Source organism: Aquirufa sp., assembly GCF_044377215.1.
In the GTDB taxonomy this organism is placed as follows: Bacteria; Bacteroidota; Bacteroidia; order Cytophagales; family Spirosomataceae; genus Aquirufa.
Genome location: NZ_JBILJM010000004.1, coordinates 1 through 20,444, shown reverse-complemented (window position 1 = coordinate 20,444; position 20,444 = coordinate 1). Strand labels below are relative to the sequence as shown.

General features: G+C 42.3%; 16 protein-coding genes and 1 tRNA gene. 10 read left to right on the top strand and 7 right to left on the bottom strand.

All coding sequences use genetic code 11. The features are described 5' to 3' along the window. Positions 1-40: 40 nt before the first annotated feature. The 3 genes from ACIQ6T_RS02500 to ACIQ6T_RS02490 are packed head-to-tail and all read right to left on the bottom strand — an operon-like array spanning position 41 to position 3,484. Complete coding sequence (locus ACIQ6T_RS02500; protein WP_395783890.1) at positions 41-1,582, bottom strand: DUF1501 domain-containing protein; 1,542 nt, start codon at positions 1,580-1,582, stop codon at positions 41-43. Positions 1,583-1,584: 2 nt separating this feature from the next. Next, positions 1,585-2,955 carry a DUF1800 family protein gene (locus ACIQ6T_RS02495; protein ID WP_395783888.1) on the bottom strand — a complete coding sequence of 457 codons (1,371 nt, stop codon included), beginning with the start codon at positions 2,953-2,955 and terminating at the stop codon, positions 1,585-1,587. A 55-nt stretch (positions 2,956-3,010) separates the two neighbouring features. Further along, positions 3,011-3,484, bottom strand: a complete 474-nt coding sequence (locus ACIQ6T_RS02490; RefSeq protein WP_395783886.1) for a hypothetical protein — start codon at positions 3,482-3,484, stop codon at positions 3,011-3,013. A 151-nt stretch (positions 3,485-3,635) separates the two neighbouring features. On the opposite strand from ACIQ6T_RS02490, the gene secA reads away from it, so the two are divergent. Then, positions 3,636-6,995, top strand: a complete 3,360-nt coding sequence (gene secA / locus ACIQ6T_RS02485) for a preprotein translocase subunit SecA (RefSeq protein WP_395783884.1) — start codon at positions 3,636-3,638, stop codon at positions 6,993-6,995. Positions 6,996-7,063: 68 nt separating this feature from the next. Here secA and ACIQ6T_RS02480 read toward each other — a convergent pair whose 3' ends face one another. The 3 genes from ACIQ6T_RS02480 to aat form a co-directional block, all read right to left on the bottom strand. Then, positions 7,064-7,435: a four helix bundle protein gene (locus ACIQ6T_RS02480; RefSeq protein WP_395783882.1), complete on the bottom strand. Its 372-nt coding sequence runs from the start codon at positions 7,433-7,435 to the stop codon at positions 7,064-7,066. Positions 7,436-7,644: 209 nt separating this feature from the next. After that, positions 7,645-8,673, bottom strand: a complete 1,029-nt coding sequence (gene proB, locus ACIQ6T_RS02475; protein ID WP_395783880.1) for a glutamate 5-kinase — start codon at positions 8,671-8,673, stop codon at positions 7,645-7,647. 50 nt (positions 8,674-8,723) lie between these two features. Next, positions 8,724-9,335 carry a leucyl/phenylalanyl-tRNA--protein transferase gene (gene aat / locus ACIQ6T_RS02470; protein WP_395783878.1) on the bottom strand — a complete coding sequence of 204 codons (612 nt, stop codon included), beginning with the start codon at positions 9,333-9,335 and terminating at the stop codon, positions 8,724-8,726. Between the two features lie 225 nt (positions 9,336-9,560). Between aat and ACIQ6T_RS02465 the strand changes: the two genes are divergently transcribed. The 8 genes from ACIQ6T_RS02465 to ACIQ6T_RS02430 all read left to right on the top strand — a co-directional run bounded on the left by ACIQ6T_RS02465 (position 9,561) and on the right by ACIQ6T_RS02430 (position 19,324). Further along, positions 9,561-10,223, top strand: coding sequence for a GNAT family N-acetyltransferase (locus ACIQ6T_RS02465; RefSeq protein WP_395783876.1), 663 nt, complete (start codon positions 9,561-9,563; stop codon positions 10,221-10,223). Positions 10,224-10,225: 2 nt separating this feature from the next. Continuing rightward, positions 10,226-11,422 carry an argininosuccinate synthase gene (locus tag ACIQ6T_RS02460; protein ID WP_395783874.1) on the top strand — a complete coding sequence of 399 codons (1,197 nt, stop codon included), beginning with the start codon at positions 10,226-10,228 and terminating at the stop codon, positions 11,420-11,422. Continuing rightward, positions 11,422-12,372, top strand: coding sequence for an N-acetyl-gamma-glutamyl-phosphate reductase (gene argC / locus ACIQ6T_RS02455; RefSeq protein WP_395783872.1), 951 nt, complete (start codon positions 11,422-11,424; stop codon positions 12,370-12,372). The genes ACIQ6T_RS02460 and argC overlap by 1 nt, the downstream gene beginning before the upstream one ends. A 142-nt stretch (positions 12,373-12,514) precedes the next feature. After that, positions 12,515-13,639 (top strand): aspartate aminotransferase family protein, encoded by a 1,125-nt coding sequence (locus ACIQ6T_RS02450; protein ID WP_395783870.1) that lies wholly within the window; start codon positions 12,515-12,517, stop codon positions 13,637-13,639. Positions 13,640-13,754: 115 nt separating this feature from the next. Further along, on the top strand, positions 13,755-15,872 hold the full coding sequence (locus ACIQ6T_RS02445; RefSeq protein WP_395783868.1) for a peptidylprolyl isomerase: 2,118 nt from the start codon (positions 13,755-13,757) through the stop codon (positions 15,870-15,872). 66 nt (positions 15,873-15,938) lie between these two features. Further along, positions 15,939-17,603, top strand: a complete 1,665-nt coding sequence (gene gldG / locus ACIQ6T_RS02440) for a gliding motility-associated ABC transporter substrate-binding protein GldG (protein ID WP_395783866.1) — start codon at positions 15,939-15,941, stop codon at positions 17,601-17,603. 73 nt (positions 17,604-17,676) lie between these two features. Then, the gene (gene dnaN / locus ACIQ6T_RS02435) at positions 17,677-18,801 is read left to right on the top strand and encodes a DNA polymerase III subunit beta (protein WP_395783864.1); all 1,125 of its coding nucleotides are present in this window, start codon (positions 17,677-17,679) and stop codon (positions 18,799-18,801) included. 103 nt (positions 18,802-18,904) lie between these two features. Then, positions 18,905-19,324, top strand: a complete 420-nt coding sequence (locus ACIQ6T_RS02430; protein WP_395783862.1) for a thioredoxin family protein — start codon at positions 18,905-18,907, stop codon at positions 19,322-19,324. A 78-nt stretch (positions 19,325-19,402) separates the two neighbouring features. On the opposite strand, the gene ACIQ6T_RS02425 is transcribed toward ACIQ6T_RS02430, so the two are convergent. Then, on the bottom strand, positions 19,403-20,179 hold the full coding sequence (locus ACIQ6T_RS02425; protein WP_395783860.1) for a TerC family protein: 777 nt from the start codon (positions 20,177-20,179) through the stop codon (positions 19,403-19,405). Positions 20,180-20,326: 147 nt separating this feature from the next. On the opposite strand from ACIQ6T_RS02425, the gene ACIQ6T_RS02420 reads away from it, so the two are divergent. After that, a tRNA-Val gene (locus tag ACIQ6T_RS02420) sits at positions 20,327-20,404 on the top strand. The last annotated feature ends 40 nt before the right edge of the window (positions 20,405-20,444 follow it).

The following is a 20,444-nucleotide window of genomic DNA, read 5'->3' as shown; positions in this document are numbered from 1 at the left end:
GATTCATCAAAGGTAACAAATATTGCTTGGCCGGAAAAAATTAATCGTTTTGAATCTGGATACTTCGTGTTATTCGGCCACCACGAAGATTTTGCAAACTCAGAATGTAATGACCTGAGGCTAGCAAAGAACCCTCCAAGGTTACAGAATAAGAACCTACCGCGCGCTTTCCTTCAAACAAATTCAGAATTAAGCGGCCTTGAATATCGTAAACTGCTACTAATACATCCGTCTCCACAAAAATACCATATTGAATTAAGCCAGTTTGGCGAATCGGATTCGGCCAAGGCACCAATAATTCCATCGTATGTTGCTCAGGCATTCCCTCGATCGAATTGTTATACAAAGGAAGTCGCTCAAAAGTAGATTGAAAAATCGTCGCCGTGCGCACATTATCTAAGCCTAGGTGATCCCGTAAAACTGTACTATATACCTGACGGTAATCGTATTTAAATTTCAAATCACCATTTGCATCCACGGAAGTTAAATCCGGATTAGCACCCACAATACCTCCACGAACCGTTTTTCCAATAATAAACATAGGCGCAGCCGTTCCATGATCCGTACCTAATGATCCATTCTGATTAATGCGCCGACCAAACTCCGAGAATGTCATCACACTTACCCGGTCAGCCAAATTTTGATTCTTCAAATCTGTTTGAAAAGCAGAAACAGCCTCTGAAATCGTTCGCCACAAATTGGCATGCTGCGTTAATTGATTCGAATGCGTATCAAATCCACCTATATTAACTAGATAAATGGGGGTGGCTAAGCCTCCAGACACCAACTTTGACACGATTCCCAACTGCCTACCTAAACCTGTACTTGGGTAGGTTAACGAATTTTTCCCCTTAGCCGCACTGGACTGAATGACCGTAGCAAACTGAATCGAAGCTGCTGCCACTTGATTTAAAAAACCTAACTCCTCTCCTGCCTGCGTTTTCGGCGGAGCATCTATATCAGCAGTGGAACCACTAACCAATTGATAAAATAGGTTCGGATCTTCAAAAACAGTGCCAAAACGGCCAAGATCTGACTGGAAAGCCAAGGATTCAACAGAGCCCAATTGGACCGCCATCGGATGCTTAGGCATTTGAATCGGGAAATTAGGGTACTGCGTCAGTAAATAACGGCCAGCCCAACCTTCCTCCAAAACCACATTTGAGGCAGAACCTGTATTCCAAATATCCGTAGCTCTAAAGTGCGAGCGATTCGGGTTCGGGTACCCAATATTTTGGGCAATGGCTACTTGGCCCGCATCATATAATTTTTTAATCCCTACCATCGAGGGATGCAAATACATGTCTTGATCTAACTTAAGGGCACTTGCTTTTGGTATAGCAATATTGGGACGGGCTGAGTAATATTTATCATCTTCACCTGGAATCACGGTGTTCAATCCATCGTTTCCTCCACCCAACTGAATGATTACTAAAACTTTTCCGGGCTCTGCTTGACCTGCAAGAGCAGAAGGAATCTGTGCAAAGGCTTTACCTGGTATCGAACCAATGCCAAACGAAACGCCTCCGGACAAAACTGCCATCGATTGTAAAAATGATTGCCGACTGATCTTCTTTTTCATCCTTAGTTCAATTGATATTCGGGCATGCGCATCATGGCCTTAATTAAACGAGCAATACGCACATCTGCTTGAGGTGTATTTGTAGACCAATTGGCCGCAATCGTGCCTTCCAACATCGTTTCTAGCAAAAATGCACGCTTAGTATCCGAAATTGGAAATACTATAAATAGGTCAATGAGTTGATTGACAAAGGCCACCGCTTTCTCGCAGTTGGCAAAACTTCGCGCATATACCAAAGGATTCAATTTGCCCGTAACATTAGCGCCATTGAACCGCTTTCCAGATAGTAACGAATCCGTAAATCCGCCTCGGTGCGAATAGGTCGTCGAGCTTATCCACTCCCGTTGTCCGGGCCAGCCCGCGACATCAGGTGGTTGAAATAATTGCATTTGCAACGTTCTTGCTAGCTCAAATACATTGTTCCAATCTGGCACTGGTATTTGCAGAAGCTTTAATGACCCAATCATTAATTCTTGTGGATTTTTTATCCGACTAGCCAAAATACTTGGTTGGTAAAACTCATCCGAAAGCATCAAAAATCGAAATACTGGTTTCAACTCAAAATTATTGGATCGAAAAACGTCTGCCATTTTCTTTACAAAAACTTCATCCGCTTTATAGTATACGAAATGTTGATAAATCTTGCGGCATATAAATTCAGCCGTTGCTTTTTGCTCGAAAATTAAGTCGACCAACGAATTAACATTAAACTTGGCTGTTTTACCTAGAATGGTAAGTGAGGCATTTGTGTAGGAACGGGCTGGATCATAGGTAACCGTTAAGCCACGCACTTGGTATCCAGAGAGAGCTTTAGCAGCTTGTTTAACATCATTCTCCGAATAATTACCGATACCGATCGTAAAGAGTTCCAATAATTCCCGACCATAATTTTCATTTGGCGCTGCCCCGCGGCTATTATTACCATCAAGATAAATCAGCATGGTGGGATCTACACTTATTTCTTTTACAAGCTGTTTAAAATTGCCAAAGGCAAATTTCCGAAACAATTGATTCTGCTGATACATGTGTTGGGGATAATTCACCTTGGCACGTTCACAGGAAAAATGGTTGTGCAGAAATAAAACGACTTTTTCTTGCATGCTTAAACCCTGAGTAAACATGCGTTTATTCCACCATTGCGTTAATTCCGTATACCAGCGTCCAGCATCGCCGGAATCTTGTTGGGCCTGAGCAGGAACGAGCGAAACCCACGCATTAGGAGCAGCAGGAAGTGGAACTGGGGCTAATAAAGCTTGGTCCACTAAAGAAGTTAGTGACCCATATCCCATCGCTTTTTCATAGTCATTAGCAGAAAAACCGAATAAAGATCTAGATAAAAGATGTCTAATGTTTGATGCAGTTGCGCCAGGCATAGAGGTATGTTATAACGCAAATATAAAAGTCATAACCGAATAATCAACTAATTGATTATTTTTTTAACAGATTGATATTCAATACAGTATCGGGTTTGGCGAAGCGTGTGACACGCACTGCGAGGCTACCGGCTTCTTTTTTGACACGAAAAGGAACAGCTACCTGATCGAAAAAATTAGGGTCAGCTAAATACAAATCAATTTTTTTTCGCGCATTGCCCTTTTCTTTAACAACTAAAATATAATGGATTTCATTTTTATTTGATGCGTCCGCATACTTCTTTCGAATCGCTCCATCTAAAGTCATCTCAGTCAGTTCATCTGGAGAGTCATATAAATTTTCAGCCCAGAATTGAGGCAAGTAGATTTGTGCGATTAATGCGACAGCTACAATGGCAATCAGATAGGTGGTGAAATTCTTTCCTGTATCTGCAGGACCTGAAGAGGATCCACCCATCATGCCACCAAATATTGGCATTTTTAACTTTTTGCGCGGGGTACGGCGGGGTGATACGGGATAATCAGCCATGGAAAATGAAATTTGGAATACAAAATAAACCAATTATAGGTTCAAATTCTCAAAAAAACTGGATTAATTGTTCGAACATAGCACGGATAAAAATTCAAATTGGTAAATTGCAATTTAAATTTTCACCAAGCCTAGGTAGGCACTGTCAAACATGTTTTCGATACTAAGCAAAACCGTTACAAAGATATTTGGTACTAAATCGGACCGCGACATCAAAGTAATTCTTCCGATTGTTGATAAAATTAAAGAAGCCTACGCCCAGCTGCATGAGATTTCAGATGATGCACTTCGTGGCAAAACCTCCGAATTTAAACAGCGTATTGCCGAATTTCTCTCGGAAATCGACACGCAAATTACTGAATTACATACACAAGGAATGGCTACGGCTGATGTGGATGAGAAGGAGACATTTTTCCAACAAATTGATAAATTAAATGAAGAGCGCAACAAGCAATTGGAGGTTGTACTTCTAGACATTTTGCCCGAAGCCTTTGCTGTTGTGAAGGAAACGGCACGTCGATTTACAGAGAATAAAAAATTAGTCGTTACGGCAACCATAGAAGATAAATTCATCGCATCCAAAAAAGCCAATGTGGTTATTGAGGGCGAAAAAGCAATTTGGCATAATCAATGGCTCGCGGCAGGCAATCAGATTACTTGGGAGATGATACATTACGATGTACAGTTGATCGGTGGCATTGTCTTGCATCAAGGAAAAATCTCTGAAATGGGTACGGGTGAGGGTAAGACGTTGGTTTCTACGCTGCCAACTTACCTAAATGCGATAGCTGGGCGTGGCGTGCATATTGTAACGGTCAATGATTATTTAGCGAAGCGTGACTCCGAGTGGAATGCACCTTTGTTTGAATTCCATGGCTTGAAAGTGGATTGCATTGATAAGCATGAGCCGAATACGGATGAGCGCCGACAAGCCTATATGGCGGATATTACGTATGGCACAAATAACGAATTTGGTTTCGATTATTTGCGCGATAATATGGCACGAAGTTTGGAAGATCAGGTGCAAAGACCACACCATTTTGCGATGGTGGATGAGGTCGATTCCGTATTGATTGACGATGCACGTACTCCATTAATTATTTCGGGACCAATTCCCAAAGGTGATGAACAGGAGTTTGAGGCGTTCCAACCGCGCGTTCACAAATTGGTTGAAGCCCAAAAACAAATCGTACAAAATTTCTTAGTTGAGGCTAAAAAACTGATCGCTGCGGGAGACCGCAAAGAAGGTGGATTAGCATTATTTCGCGCTCACCGCGGACTTCCTAAGTCGAAGCCATTAATTAAATTCTTGTCGGAAAGCGGCATGAAGCAATTGATGAATGAGACGGAATCAATCTATTTGGCAGAGAATCAAAAACTGATGCCACAAGCGGATGAGCCTTTATTGTTTACGATTGAGGAGAAAAACAATCAGGTTGAATTGACTGAAAAAGGCTTGGCCTTTATGAGTGGGAATACAGAAAATCCTGATTTCTTCGTGTTGCCCCATTTGTCGATTGATTTAAACAAAATCGAACAAAATAAAGACTTAAGTGATGGTGAGCGTTTGGCTCAAAAAGAACAATTAATTGGCGAATACAATGAAAAAGCATCCCGTATTCATACGGTGAGCCAGTTATTGAAAGCCTATGCCCTATTCGAAAAAGATACTGAATATATTTTAGTTGAAGGGAAAGTGAAAATTGTCGATGAGCAAACAGGTCGTGTGATGGAGGGTCGTCGTTATTCAGATGGATTGCATCAGGCGATTGAGGCAAAGGAGGGCGTAAATGTGGAGGATGCATCGCAGACTTACGCGACAATTACCTTACAAAATTATTTCCGGATGTACCATAAATTAGGTGGTATGACAGGAACAGCGGAAACAGAGGCGGGTGAGTTTTGGACGATTTATAAGTTGGACGTCGTATCCATCCCAACCAATCGTGTGGTTCAACGAAAGGATCATGAGGACAAAGTATACCGTACGGTCCGCGAAAAATACAATGCCGTTGCGGAGGAGATTCAGGAATTAGTTACGGCAGGCCGACCGGTTTTAGTGGGTACAACGTCTGTTGAAAACTCAGAATTATTAAGTCGTTTATTGAGTATTCGTAAGATTCAGCACAATGTATTGAATGCCAAACAACATGCGCGCGAGGCGGAGATTGTGGCGGAAGCGGGTCAATCGGGCAAGGTTACGATTGCCACCAACATGGCTGGTCGTGGAACGGATATTAAGTTAAGTCCAGAATCGAAAGCTTCGGGAGGTTTGGCCATTATAGGAACGGAGCGACATGAATCGCGTCGCGTCGATCGCCAGTTACGTGGTCGTGCGGGACGGCAAGGGGATGTGGGTTCGTCACAATTCTTTGTGTCTTTGGAGGATAATTTAATGCGTTTGTTTGGGTCGGATCGTATTGCGAAAGTGATGGATCGTTTGGGGATGGAAGAGGGAGAAGTGATTCAGCACTCGATGATTACGTCGTCGATTGAGCGTGCGCAGAAGAAAGTGGAGGAGAATAACTTTGGTATTCGTAAGCGTTTATTGGAATACGATGACGTAATGAATTACCAACGAAATGCTATATATAAGCGTCGGCAAAATGCACTTTTGGGCGAGCGTTTATCGTTGGACATCGTTAATATTTTATTTGACGTGTGCCAAGATTTGTCGGCAAACTACACCGACTACACCGAATTAGAATTAAAGGTGATTGAGATTTTGGGTATGGAGCCTCCGTTTACGGCGGAGGAATTTAGTCGTTTGGCACCTGATCGCAAGACGGAACAATTGTTCTTGGCGGCGGAGCAGCACTATAAAGGGAAGAATGAGGTGATTTCGAATCAGGTGATTCAGGTGGCGGAAGAGGCAAAACGTCAGGGTTTTTCAGGCATTCAAGTACCTATTTCGAATGGCCAAATGGTCACTGGAATTGTAGTTGATGCAGATAAAACAATTCTTTCACAGGGTAAGGAAGTGATTACAGAGATGGAGAAATTCATCACGTTGACTTTAATTGACCAAGAGTGGAAAGAACATTTGCGTGAGATGGATGACTTAAAGCAGTCGGTGCAAAATGCTGTATTCGAGCAAAAAGATCCCTTGTTGATTTACAAATTTGAGGCGGTGAATTTATTCCAGCGTTTTGTGGCTCGGGTGAATATGGACACGATTAGTTTTGTGGTTAAGGCGGAGATTCCGGCGGTGCAGTCGACGAATCAATCGGCGGCAAAAGCACCGAAAGAAAAGGCTCCTAAATTACAGATGAGCAAAGATGAGGCATTATCATCGCTGTTGGGCGGCCTATCTGGCGCACAAGAAGATCCCGGATATTACGATCCATCCGAAGCGACTCAAGAGCGTGTCGCACCACGTCAGGCGATTAAAATCGCGGACAGAAATCAGCGCGTGACGGTTCAATACGTAGATGGTAGTATTAAGGAAAATGTAAAGTACAAGGCTGTGGAGGCGGATGTGGAGAGTGGGAGAGCGATTGTGATATCTTAGACGTTAGACGTTCACTAGACATTAGACGCTGGACGCTAGACGCTAGACGTTAGACGTTGGACAAAATATTATTTATTTTTCGCTAATTCCTTGGTTAAGAAATTGATCAAGGAATTTGTCATTTTACCGATGGCATCGATATGACCAACTAGTTCCTGTTGATCCTCTTCATTAATGTAACTTAAGTGAAAAGCAGTAATAACCATTGATTTAACTTCACTTAGGGAGCCTAAAGCAATCGCTAAAAAACGCTTAAACTCCCGGTCTGATTTACGATCAAAACCTTCTGCTATGTTATTGGAAATTGAAATGGCTGCACGCTGAATCTGATTTCTAAATCCGAAATCGTCTGATACATTAAAATGAAAATAGATTTTTTGGGTCAGAAGTACTGAGCGTTGCCAGACTAACAGATTTTCGAATTTCCTTTGATTCTCCATGGGAAGTAAAGGAAAAGAAATAAGAGAGTATTAATTATTGAGAAACTGATAAAGCGAAATTAAAATAAGTAAACTCATATGATGATAACCAGACGCGAGGAATCGCGTCTCTACAAAATCAGTGCAACGTCCAGCGTCTAACGTCCAGCGTCTAGCGTCTAATACAAAATCAGTGCAACGTCCAGCGTCTAACGTCTAAAGTCTAGCGTCTAATAAAGAACGATATCATCCGCATGCGCAACTTCCATCCCCTGATTTGCCTGCTGCAATTCTGATTTAGAATAGCGGGCTCGAGCTACAGCCATCGGATTTTTTTGGACATCTAGGATTTCGATCACTTCGCCTTTGTCGAATTCGCCGAGGTATTCAGTGACGCCCACTGATAATAGGCTTTTGCGATTTTGGATGGCTTTTACAGCACCTTTGTCTAAGACTACTTTGCCGGCAATTAGACTTCCGGAGGCTAACCATTTTTGGCGAGCCGTAAATGAAGCCTCCTGTGCCTCGAAAACCGTGCCTATTTCTTCATGGAGGGCATCTACGATTCCCTGACCCTGATCAAGTCCGAAAATCACGACCTTAATTCCCATCCGTGTCGCTAACCGCGTAAAGGTTAATTTGGAAATCATCCCTCCCAAACCAGTACTCGACGTTTCGGTATTTACTACATTTAAAATGTCTGAATCAATGCGTTCTACATGACGGATGATCTGACCTTGTGCGTCTAATAAACCACCTACCGACGTAGATATCAATAATTTCTCCGCCCCAAATCCCGTCGCAATCAATGTCGCTAATTCATCATTATCTGAAAACTTTAATTCGACATTACTAACTACATCATTTTCATTCGCAATGGGAATTACCCCACTTCGCCATAATTCCTGATACGTCTCCTTCAATTGTAGAAAGGATTCTCGTTCCGAAAAATGATGGCGTTCACACAAACTTTGCGCAATAGAAATGCCATACTTTTGGAAGTAATGACTGTATTTCGCAATCAAAATTGGATTACCTATGGCAGCCGCAGCCTTACGTTCTGAAAGTGTAGCCTTATAATTATGCAACGCTGATTTACCCGCAGCCACAGCACCTGATGAAACTAAAACGATGGAATACTGTGAACTTAACGAAGCCACTTGCTCGGCAATTTTCGCTAATGTCAGCTCATTAACCTCCCCATTTGCATGGGTGATGGAAGACGAACCGAACTTGATAACGAGAATTGGCTTTGACATAAGGAAAAAATTAAAAATGCAATTTAGGCTTTTAGACTGAAATTTGAGCTCTATACAGGTTTAAATACAAAGTTGCACGAACGATTAATCGCTTTGACTAACCGTTTTTCGTAGGCCCCCCGCGAAATTTCAATAGCCCCATAGCGCTGCACATTATCGTTCATAAACTGAGAATCCAACAATTCAAACTGATTTGCACGTAAAATAAGAATCAAATTATGAAAACAAACTTTAGAGGCATTCGAAACACGTGTAAACATCGATTCACCAAAAAAAGCAGCGCCAATATGTACACCATACAATCCACCCACCAGCTCCCCCGCTACATAGGCTTCAACGGAATGAGCTAGACCCATTTCATGCAATGCGGTATATACGTCAATAATCTCAGCGGAAATCCATGTCTCCGACTCATGCGCGCGCGGCGCAGCACAAAATTCCATCACACGTCTAAATTGGTGGTCCACCCGAATCTCAAAAATACCCTTATTAAGTATGGGTTTGAGCGAACGTCCTGGCTGGTAAGTTTCGATAGGAATAATCGCCCGAGGATCAGGTCGATACCAATTTATCTCTCCCGATTCCGCATCCGCCATCGGAAAAACACCGGAGGCATATGCGTAGATCAACTGATCCGTGCTCAAGGAATTATTATTTTCCATGAAATAATTGGAGGTTTATTGGGAATTACCCATCAAATTAGTGAAATTTGGCGCTTAATTGGCGACAAATTAGCGGCTTTATCCGCTGTTTAACAAGAACATGAAGATAAATAATTCAATTAAATACGTCATTACCTCCGTCCGACGACGAAGGTTTATTTTCAGGGTTTGATACCCTGTGCAGTTTCACGTACTCAATAAATTATTTATTTCTGATTATCATTCATGAATTCATACACTGTTCAAGTCGCCAGTCAATCCCATTATGACTTAGCGGAATCAATCTGCCACGAAATGGCGGAATCTGCCAAAGCAAGAGGCACCGGAATCGCCAAAAGAACCCCTGATTACCTTCAAGAGAAGATGTCGGAAGGCAAAGCAATCATCGCTACCGATGATGTTACGGGCGAATTTGTAGGCTTTTGCTACATCGAAACCTGGCAACACGGTAAATTTGTTGCTAACTCTGGTTTAATCGTCAGACCTAGCTACAGGCAATTTGGCGTAGCCAAAGCTGTCAAAGAAAAAGCGTTTGAATTGTCACGCGAACGCTATCCGGACGCAAAAATCATTGGTATAACCACCTCGCTCGCTGTGATGAAAATCAATAGTGACTTAGGCTATGAGCCCACCACCTTTTCCGAGTTACCCGTAGATGATAATTTCTGGAAAGGTTGTCAATCCTGCGTGAACTACGATATTTTGACCCGTACGGAACGTAAAATCTGCTTGTGTACGGGCATGATTTTCGACCCAAACCAAGCTGCCGTTAACATTGAAAAAGATGAGAAGTGGATATTCTTGAAGAATATTGCCGACTTCATGCAGCTGAAAAAAATGAAAGAAAAATTGTTAATGCCTTTCCATTCGAAAGGAAAAACGAAGTAAATATGAGCAAGCCGAAAGTAATTTTAGCCTTTAGTGGCGGATTAGATACCTCCTATTGTGTCAAGTATTTAACAGAGGAACGCGGCATGGAAGTGCATTCAGCCTTAGTTGACACCGGCGGATTTTCTCCTGAAGAATTAAAAACCATTGAAGAAAAAGCATATTCCTTAGGCGTTACATCCCATGTAACTTTGGATGTCGTTGAATCGTATTATCAAGACTGCATCAAATATTTAGTGTTTGGCAATGTGTTGAAAAACAATACATATCCACTTTCTGTATCTGCTGAGCGCGTTTTTCAAGCCACAGCCGTAGCTAAATATGCAGCAAAGATTGGTGCGAAAGCAATTGCGCATGGCAGTACAGGTGCCGGAAATGACCAAGTGCGCTTCGATGTGGTCTTCCGTATACTTGCTCCTGAATGCGAGGTTATTACCCCAATTCGCGATTTGCAATTATCTAGAGAAGCTGAAATCGAATATTTGAAATCTAAAGGTGTCGTTCAGGAATGGCATAAATCGACCTATTCCATCAACAAAGGTCTTTGGGGAACGTCGGTAGGCGGAAAAGAAACCCTGACTTCGGATGGTTATTTACCCGAAGAAGCCTGGCCAACGCAGTTGACAGAAACGAAGCCAACTAAAATCTCATTACAATTTGAATATGGCCAATTGGTAGGTATCGACGGAAACACCTTCCCAAGCACGGTAGATGCGATTCGCGAGTTAACAGCACGAGCGGGTGCCTATGCGATTGGTCGGGACATTCACGTGGGCGATACGATTATTGGCATCAAAGGCCGTGTTGGTTTTGAGGCTCCTGCCCCATTGATCATCATCAAGGCACATCATTTATTAGAGAAACATGTGTTGACCAAACATCAATTATACTGGAAGCAGAACATTGGTGATATGTATGGAACCTTGTTGCACGAAGGCCAATTCTTAGAGCCAGTGATGCGTAATTTTGAAACATTCCTAGCAGATACCCAAGATAATGTGACGGGAACGGTACATGTGGTATTGTCGCCGTACCAATTCCAAGTAACAGGAATTGAGTCTAAATTTGACTTAATGTCATCCGCATTTGGTGCATATGGCGAAATGAATAAAGCCTGGACGGGCGATGATGTACGTGGATTCTCGAAAATTGTTTCGAACCAAACCATGATCCACCGGAAAGTTAACGAATCAAACTAATGGCAAAGATCGGAATCGTAGGTGCGGCAGGTTACACGGGAGGTGAATTACTCCGCATTTTGGTGAACCACCCCGATGTAGTTTTGACGTGTATTATGTCAAATTCACAGGCTGGGAAATTGGTTTCAGATGTGCACACCGACTTACTAGGCTCGACGCATGCGCGATTCTGCGATCAGCTATGTCCTGTGGATGTATTGTTTTTATGTTCTGGACATGGGGAATCGAAGAAATTTTTAGCTGCCAACGAGGTTCCTTGGCATACCAAAATCGTGGATTTGAGCACAGATTTCCGGGATGAATCGGAGGGATTTGTCTATGGTCTACCTGAATTTCAAAAGGAAAAAATCCGTACTGCGAACAAAATTGCCAATCCGGGTTGCTTTGCCACGTCGATTGAATTAGCCTTGATGCCATTAGCCGCCGCAGGATTGATCAAATCAGCCGTGCATGTTTCAGCGATTACAGGTTCCACGGGTGCAGGACAGGCATTATCGCCAACGAGTCATTTCTCCTGGAGAAATAACAATGTTAGCATCTATAAAGCCTTCACACATCAGCATTTGACAGAAATAGGCATGGTTTTGGGGTCTGAGTACCCTGCGCCTAAGGTCAACTTCATTCCATATCGCGGTAATTTTACTCGAGGCATCATGGCGAATGTGTACACGGATTTCGCGGGAACTCAGGAAGAGGCGATGGAATTATTCGAAAATTACTACCGCGATTCACCCTTTGTTTTTGTCAGCCCCCAAGCGGTGGATGTCAAACAAGTGGTGAACACGAACAAATGCTTTTTGCACCTAGAAGTTCACGAAGGCCAAATTTTAATTAGCTCCGTGATCGACAACCTACTAAAAGGTGCGTCCGGTCAAGCAGTTCAAAATATGAACTTAATGCTCGGCTGGGACGAAACGGCGGGGTTGAGGCTGAAGGCAGCAAGCTTTTAGAGAGGTAAGAGGTGAGAGGTAAGAGGTAAGAGGTAAGAATTAAGAACTAAATAATAAACTAGTGACTAGCGACTGACAACTGACTACTGACCACTGACAACTGACGACTGACAACTGACTACTGACCACTGACAACTGATTTATGAAACTATTCGACGTTTACCCACTTTACCCGATCGAACTTGTGAAAGCACAGGGAAGTACGGTATGGGCCAAAGATGGGAAAGAATATCTAGATTTATATGGAGGTCATGCCGTGATTTCCATCGGGCATTCGCACCCACATTATGTGGCGAAGATGACGGAACAACTACGTAATATTGGTTTTTATTCGAACTCCATTATCATTTCAGGTCAGGAAGAATTAGCCGAAAAATTAGGTCGCGTTTCAGGCTATCCAAGCTACCAATTATTCTTAACGAATTCAGGTGCTGAATCCAATGAGAACGCCTTAAAATTGGCCTCATTTCATACAGGACGCAAGAAAGTAGTTTCATTTACCAAAGCATTTCATGGAAGAACGGCGGGTGCGGTGGCAGTCACTGACAACCCAAGCATCGTCGCTCCTATCAATGACACGTCGCATGTAAGCTTCCACCCATTCAATCAAATTGAGGGTTTGGCACAGGTAATTACCGAAGAAACAGCAGCAGTAATTGTTGAAGGAATTCAAGGCGTAGGTGGAATTCAAGTAGCATCTAACCCATTTTTACAAGCGTTAAGAACACGTTGTGATGAAACGGGCGCACAATTAATATTAGATTCCGTGCAATGTGGTTACGGACGTTCTGGTAAATTCTTTTCACACCAATTCGCCGATATTCATCCCGATATGATGACCACAGCAAAAGGCATGGGAAATGGTTTTCCGATCGGTGGCGTTTTAATCGCACCACATATTCAAGCAAGTTATGGCTTATTGGGGACGACCTTTGGTGGAAATCACCTAGCCTGTACGGCAGCGAATGCGGTATTAGACATCATTCAGGAAGAAAAATTACTGGAAAATGCCACACAACTAGGGGATTATCTAATGGGAGAATTGGCAGGAATCTCCGGAATCAAGGAAGTACGTGGCCGTGGTTTGATGATTGGAATTGAACTTGAAGCCCCCGTAGGACCTGTCCGTGATACGTTATTGAACACCCATCGCATCTTTTGCGGCTACGCTGGAAAACACACCTTACGGTTACTACCAAGTTTAGGCATAGACCAATCCATTGCAGATCGGTTCTTAGAAAGTTTGGCAAAGACCTTAAAGGCATAGATTAGTTTAGTTCCGACTTGCTTTTTGAATAGAAATGTGATTATTTTGCGTTTCTTTTGTTCACGAAATTATCGGCAATTAAAGAGAAATTAAAAACAATTATTTATTCATACCAATGGCATTAATTACAAAAATTAGAGAGAAATCAGGGGTTGCAGCAGCGGCTATCGCGATCAGTTTAGTGTTGTTTCTCATAGGAAGTGATATTTTCCAAGGAAAATCATCCTTGTTCGGTGGAAGCTCACAGGAGGTTGGCAATATTGCCGGTGAAAGTATTCTCATTCAAGATTTCCAAAAAAAGGTAGAAGAGGCGACGGCAAATTACACAGCACAAACAGGCAAAGGCCCGTCCGAGCAAGAGGCGACGATGATTCGCGATCAAGTTTGGAACCAATACGTTTTGGATATTGCTTATAAAAAAGAGTTTGATGCGTTGGGATTACGTGTTTCAGAGGAAGAATTAATTGATATGGTCCAAGGAAATTACATTCATCCTTCGGTGCGCCAACAATTCACTAATCCACAAACGGGTCAATTTGACAAGACCTTTGTCATTCAGTTTTTAAAGAATTTGAAGACAATGCCGGTACAACAGCAACAAGGCTGGGCGAGTTTTGAGAAATCAATTGCACAAGATCGTATCCGCGCGAAGTATGAGAATTTGATGCGTATGTCGAACTACGTGACACAGGCAGATGCGGCGAAAGAATACCAAGCGCAGACATCTAAATTCAATGCACGTTTTTTATATGTACCGTTCTTCTCTGTTTCGGACTCTACTCTTAAAGTGACAGATTCGCAATTGGAAGATTATTTAGCTAAGCATAAAGATCAATACAAGGGAACAAATACTCGCTCTATTCAGTATGCGACATTCCCTGTTATTCCAACGAAGCAAGACACAGCCGAATTCTATTCACAAATCAAAAAATTAGCGAAAGATTTAGCGGTTGCACCGAATGACTCAGCATTTGCAATGTTAAATTCAGATGTTCGGACTCCATACTTATTACCATACGCTGAAATTCCAGAAGTGGTTAAAACTCAACTAGGTACTTTCCAAGTGGGTGGAATCTATGGTCCATTTAAAGAAGGGTTAACGTACTCGATCTATAAATATGGTGGCGTGAAGAAAGACTCATTGTTTACGATGCGTGCTAGTCATATTTTGATTGCTCCTGCCAATAAATCTGATTCGGCCAAAGCACAGGCAAGACAACGTGCGGAGGCTATTTTAACGCAAGTTAAAGGTGGTGGAAGTTTTGAGACATTGGCTCAAATGAATGGCATGGATGGCACTGCTCAAAATGGTGGTGACTTAGGTTATTTCAAAAACAACGGGTCGATGGTCAAATCATTTGAAAAAGAATTGTTTGGCTATAATGGTGTTGGTCTAATGCCTAGTGTTGTTGAAACTGATTTCGGATTCCACGTAGTTAAAGTAACAGATGCCAAAACAAATACGAGCTATAAATTGGCAGCCATCAACAAAACGATTGCTCCTTCACAGGCTACATTGGATAAAATATTCACACAAGCAGATGCTTTTGCGAATGCAAACGGAACACAAGCTGCATTTGAAGTTGCGATAAAGAAAGACAAAAACATTATCATGATGCGTGCTGAACGTTTATTAGAGAATTCCTCAGCGATCAATAATTTAAGTAATGCACGTGAAATTGTTCGTTGGGCATTTGATGATAACACATCGATAGGTGATGGTTCGAAGAAAGTTTTCGAACAAGATAATCAATACATTGTGGCTTATTTAACTGGAAAAACAGAGAAAGAAAATGTAAAAGTGAACGACTTCCGTGAGGAGTTGACTGCCATGGTTCGTAATCAAATGAAAGGTGAGCAGATTTCAACGAAGCTTGCGGGAATCAAAGGTTCATTGGAGCAAATTGCACAGAAATATGGTGCAGGGGCATTGGTTGAATCTGTTCAAGATATTACGTTATCTACAGGTATGTTAAATACAGCTGGACCAGATGCGATTGCCTTAGGCCGCATAGCAGGTTTGAAAAATGGAAAACGTAGTTCGGTATTCGTAGGCGAAAATGGCGTGTTTATCGCAGAGAAAACCAGTTCAATGGTAGCACCTGCTTTAGCTGATTATTCGGTTTACAAAAATCAAATTCAATCGATGAATTTGCAACGTACTTCGTTCTACATTAATGAGGCGATTAAAGAAAATGCGAAAATTGAAGATAAGCGGTACAAATTTTATTGATCGTTTGTTAAAAGATAGATCGAAAAGCATTCTGTAAGGAATGCTTTTCTTTTTTGAAAGCTAAACATGAAAAAAAATCGTTGGATCTTATGGCTTGGATTGGGTATCGCGCTACTAGTTGCGAGTCCATTCATTCGTATGCGTTGGGATATCAGTGAGGATAAAAAATTTACGTTAAGTGCATCTACGCTGACGAACCTACAAGCATTGGATGCGCCCATTCGTGTTCAAGTTTACTTAGGTGGCGATGGACTTCCGGGTGGCTTTAAGCGCCTCGAGCAGGCGACGATGAGTATATTGGCAGATATAAAAAGTCAAAGCCCTCAGACTATCGAAATCGAGCAAATTGATTTATACGCGGAGTACCCAGATGAGCAGGAACGGGAGCGGATGATTTTTCAGTTGGATTCCTTGGGGTTACCGCCGACGAATATTGTCAATAAGCAGGATGGGAAGCAGGTGCAGCAATTGGCTTTTCCGGGCTTGGTAATTACAAAAGGGGAAAGATCGGTAGGCGTTTTATTACTTAAAGGCAATCAATTAGCGAATCCGCAAGAGGTATTGAATCAGTCGATTGAGGGATTGGAGTATGAGATTATGCAGGGCATACAAAGTCTGGCAGAAACAGAGCGTAAGAAGATCGGTTTTCTGATGGATTACAATCACATCCCGGCAATAAATCAGTTAAGTCTGATTGCGGCTTTACGCAAGCGATACGATTTATATCCAGTTGATTTAGGCGCTTCGGCGACATTAGATGGATTGGATGCCATTTGTTTGATTCAGCCAGACCGTGTTTTCAGCCCGTCGGATCAATACAAGATTGATCAGTTTTTGGTCAAAGGAGGTAAGGGTATTTTTTTTATGGAGGGTGTACGGACGGATACCATTGCGAATCAGGGTTTGGTAAGTTCAGTGATGGATGTTGGCTTAAATGCTCTTTTCTACCGATATGGATTACGCTTGAATAGCAATTGGGTGAAAGATGCGTCATTGTGTGGGGCGATTCCTTTGGCCATAGGCAATTATGGAAATAAACCACGTATCGAATTAATGCCTTGGCCTGCGTTTCCGTTATTGCGTGGTAATCCCGCAACGTTGATAACTAAGAATTTAGATGCGGTCTATGGCCGTTTTGTGTCGAGTATAGATACGGTAGCAAGTGCTAATTCATTAAAAAAGACCCCATTATTGCAGACGAGTACCTATACACAAGTGCAGCAGGCACCGGCGACCTTGCCGTTTGCATCAACGGGTAAGGATTTTGATCCGGCAAAATACAAAGCGGGTGTTCAGGTGGTAGCCTATTTATTGGAAGGTCGATTTAAGTCGGTATTTCAAAATAGGCCTTTGCCAAACGATAGTTTACAAAAAGGGTTTGTAGGTGAATCCGATCAAGCGGGCGGGTTGATTCTGGTAGGTGACGGTGACATTGCATTGAATGGCATTGATCCGGAAACGAAGGGACTGTTGGCTTTGGGGTTTGATCCATTTTCCAAGCATACCTTTGCGAATGTGGACTTTATCTTGAATGGATTACAGTACCTTTTGGATGACCAAAAGGCTTTGTTGGCCCGCAGCAAAAACATCCGACTTCGTCCTTTGGATAAAGGAAAGATTCAGGCGGAGAAGGGATTTTGGCAAGGCATAAATATGCTACTACCTATTTTGTTTGGTGGCTTGTTTAGTTTGGCGGTGGTGCTCTATCGCAGGAATAAATACAATCGCTAAAGGGCTTGGCTTTGTAGCTTAATTCTTTTAACTTCGAGGTTTGAAAACGTACGTCATAAATTAACGATAAGCAATGAAATTTCTAGTCGCCTCCAATGTGTTATTGAAGCAGATTTCCGCCATTAATGGGGTTGTCGCAAGTAATCCAATCATCCCAATTTTGGAGAACATTTTAGTTGAATTGGAGGGTAATACCTTAAAATTAACGGCGTCTGATTTGCAGACGGTGATGACTACGACCTTGGATGTGGAAGGATTTGAGAATGGATCTATCGCGTTGCCGGCACGTTTATTGTTGGAGACGTTGCGTAGTTTACCGGATCAACCGGTAACATTTGGCGCGGATCAAGGCACATTTGGAGCAGAGATTTCGACACAGAATGGTCGGTTTAAATTGAGTGGGGAGAATCCAATTGATTTCCCGAGGATTCCAGAGGTTGCTAAGAACCAATCAATTTCATTATCTGCGTTGACATTGGGTGAGGCGATTGCCAATACCTTATTAGCTGTTTCAAATGACGATATGCGTCCGGCGATGACGGGTGTGTTGATTCAAATGATGGGTGATCACACGAATTTTGTGGCGACGGATGGACATCGTTTGGTACGTTACCGCAGAACGGACATTCGTCCAGAGGCGCAAAGCAGCTTGATTTTACCTAAGAAAGCGTTGTCATTGTTGAAGTCGACATTGCCTACGACGGACACGCAGGTGACGGTTGAGTTTAGTGCATCGAATGCATTCTTTAGTTTTGAAAGTTTCCAGTTGATTTGTCGGATTATCGATGAGCGTTTCCCAGAGTATGAGAATGCGATTCCGAAGGAGAACAATGAGATTGTGACGATTAATCGCTTGGAATTCTTGAGTTCGGTTAAGCGTATTTCGATTTACTCGAATAAGACGACGCACCAAATTCGCTTGAAGTTAACGGCGAATGTATTGACTCTTTCGGCGGAAGATTTAGATTACTCCAATGAGGCGAATGAGTCGTTGGCCTGCGAATATGGTGGTAAGGACATGGAAATCGGCTTCAACGCCAAATTGATCTCTGAATTACTAAGTAATTTATCTTCGAAATTTGTAGATATTAGATTAAGTGAGCCAAATAAAGCTGGCTTAATTATACCGTCTGACCAGGATGAGCACGAAGATGTGTTGTTGCTGGTGATGCCGGTGATGTTAAATTCTTACAATTAAACAGTAGCCAGTATTCAGTGGTCAGTAATCAGTATAATTCTTATCATTATACATAACCCATCCAACTGACCACTGAATACTGACCACAGACAACTGAAACATAATGAAAAAACTACTAAGTATCCTTGCATTAGCCCTTTTAACTCTCCCAGCTATCGCAGCGGAAGGTGATGGGGTTCGATTCTTTGAGGGAACATTTCGCCAGGCGAAAGAGAAGGCAAAGAAGGAAAACAAATTAATCATGTTGGACGCCTACACCACATGGTGTGGACCGTGCAAAGTATTGAAGAATAAAGTATTCCCTAATAAAGAGTTGGGTGATTATATCAATGCGAATTTCGTATCGATTGGTGTCGACATGGAAGCAGGTGAAGGTCCTGCTTTGGCAAATATGTATCCAATTGAAGGCTACCCAACGATACTCTTTATGGATGCGTCTGGCAAAGTAAAAAAGAAGGTATTGGGTTTACCACAAGGTGGCGCTAAGGAGTTGTTGGGCGTAGCGAAGGCAATAAAGAAGTAAGAGGTAAGAGGTGAGAGATATTGAGAGCCTGGGAAATTTTCCTGGGCTTTTTTATTTACCTCTCATCTCTTACTTCATTTAGTTTTTAAGCTCCACCGGTTTAGAACGCTTACGCATTTTGATATTGATAAATTCTACAAAGAGCGAAAATGCAATGGAGAAATATAGATAGCCTTTGGGGATCTCACCGATACTATTTCCAAGGATGCTTAGTTCAGAACCGTGGCTAGCTTCAGCGATTAACATAAAACCAATCATGATCAAGAAAGATAAACCGAGTACTTGAAGCGACGGGTGGTTGTTGACAAAGCGGCCAACAGGCCCCGAAAAAGCCATCATGATGACAGCCGACACAACAACGGCGATGATCATAATCCACATATTATCTGAAAGACCTATGGCCGTCAAGATGGAATCAATTGAAAATACTAGGTTAATCAGTGCAATTTGAGTCACTACTTTAGCGACACTGTTTATCGCCTTACCGGCTTTAGTACTGTGCTCCTCCTCCCCTTCTAGTTTCATAAAGATTTCATTGGTAGCCTTGTACAACAAAAATAATCCTCCGATGAACAAAATCACGCCTTGACCGGTGGGTGCAACTTTAAAGTATGTGGTATCAATGTGCATGAAGGGCTTTTGCAGCGAAATCAATATGGAAATACCAAAAAGCAAGATGACACGGAATACCATGGCTAAGACCAAACCGATGTTTCGGGCTTTCGCTTGACTTTCTTGGGGTAGTCGGGAAGCTGTAATGGAAATGAAAATGATATTATCGATTCCCAAAACGATTTCCAAAAAGGTTAATGTAAGAAGACTAATGAGATTGTGTAGACTAAAAAGCGATTCCATGGTAAATTTATTTGCTTGCAAAGATGGTGTGTTTCAGGCAGATAATCAAAAAATAGGCCTTAGAGATAAAAAAAATCAAGTTTATTCAAGTGCCGACTTGCATAAAAAAAATAAAAGACAGATATTTGCAAACCAATTTAACACATTGGTCCTATAGCTCAGCTGGTTCAGAGCACCTGCCTTACAAGCAGGGGGTCCTAGGTTCGAATCCTAGTGGGACCACCAGAATCCACCTCAAAAGGGTGGATTCTTTTATTTTACGGGA

Excerpts from the sequence above, each read along its gene's own strand:
- ACIQ6T_RS02425 (WP_395783860.1), bottom strand. The coding sequence starts at position 20,179 with ATGGAATCGCTTTTTAGTCTACACAATCTCATTAGTCTTCTTACATTA.
- proB (WP_395783880.1), bottom strand. The coding sequence starts at position 8,673 with ATGTCAAAGCCAATTCTCGTTATCAAGTTCGGTTCGTCTTCCATCACC.
- ACIQ6T_RS02495 (WP_395783888.1), bottom strand. The coding sequence starts at position 2,955 with ATGCCTGGCGCAACTGCATCAAACATTAGACATCTTTTATCTAGATCT.
- ACIQ6T_RS02450 (WP_395783870.1), top strand. The coding sequence starts at position 12,515 with ATGAAACTATTCGACGTTTACCCACTTTACCCGATCGAACTTGTGAAA.
- ACIQ6T_RS02460 (WP_395783874.1), top strand. The coding sequence starts at position 10,226 with ATGAGCAAGCCGAAAGTAATTTTAGCCTTTAGTGGCGGATTAGATACC.
- gldG (WP_395783866.1), top strand. The coding sequence starts at position 15,939 with ATGAAAAAAAATCGTTGGATCTTATGGCTTGGATTGGGTATCGCGCTA.
- secA (WP_395783884.1), top strand. The coding sequence starts at position 3,636 with ATGTTTTCGATACTAAGCAAAACCGTTACAAAGATATTTGGTACTAAA.
- ACIQ6T_RS02500 (WP_395783890.1), bottom strand. The coding sequence starts at position 1,582 with ATGAAAAAGAAGATCAGTCGGCAATCATTTTTACAATCGATGGCAGTT.
- aat (WP_395783878.1), bottom strand. The coding sequence starts at position 9,335 with ATGGAAAATAATAATTCCTTGAGCACGGATCAGTTGATCTACGCATAT.
- argC (WP_395783872.1), top strand. The coding sequence starts at position 11,422 with ATGGCAAAGATCGGAATCGTAGGTGCGGCAGGTTACACGGGAGGTGAA.
- ACIQ6T_RS02430 (WP_395783862.1), top strand. The coding sequence starts at position 18,905 with ATGAAAAAACTACTAAGTATCCTTGCATTAGCCCTTTTAACTCTCCCA.
- ACIQ6T_RS02480 (WP_395783882.1), bottom strand. The coding sequence starts at position 7,435 with ATGGAGAATCAAAGGAAATTCGAAAATCTGTTAGTCTGGCAACGCTCA.
- ACIQ6T_RS02445 (WP_395783868.1), top strand. The coding sequence starts at position 13,755 with ATGGCATTAATTACAAAAATTAGAGAGAAATCAGGGGTTGCAGCAGCG.
- ACIQ6T_RS02490 (WP_395783886.1), bottom strand. The coding sequence starts at position 3,484 with ATGGCTGATTATCCCGTATCACCCCGCCGTACCCCGCGCAAAAAGTTA.
- dnaN (WP_395783864.1), top strand. The coding sequence starts at position 17,677 with ATGAAATTTCTAGTCGCCTCCAATGTGTTATTGAAGCAGATTTCCGCC.
- ACIQ6T_RS02465 (WP_395783876.1), top strand. The coding sequence starts at position 9,561 with ATGAATTCATACACTGTTCAAGTCGCCAGTCAATCCCATTATGACTTA.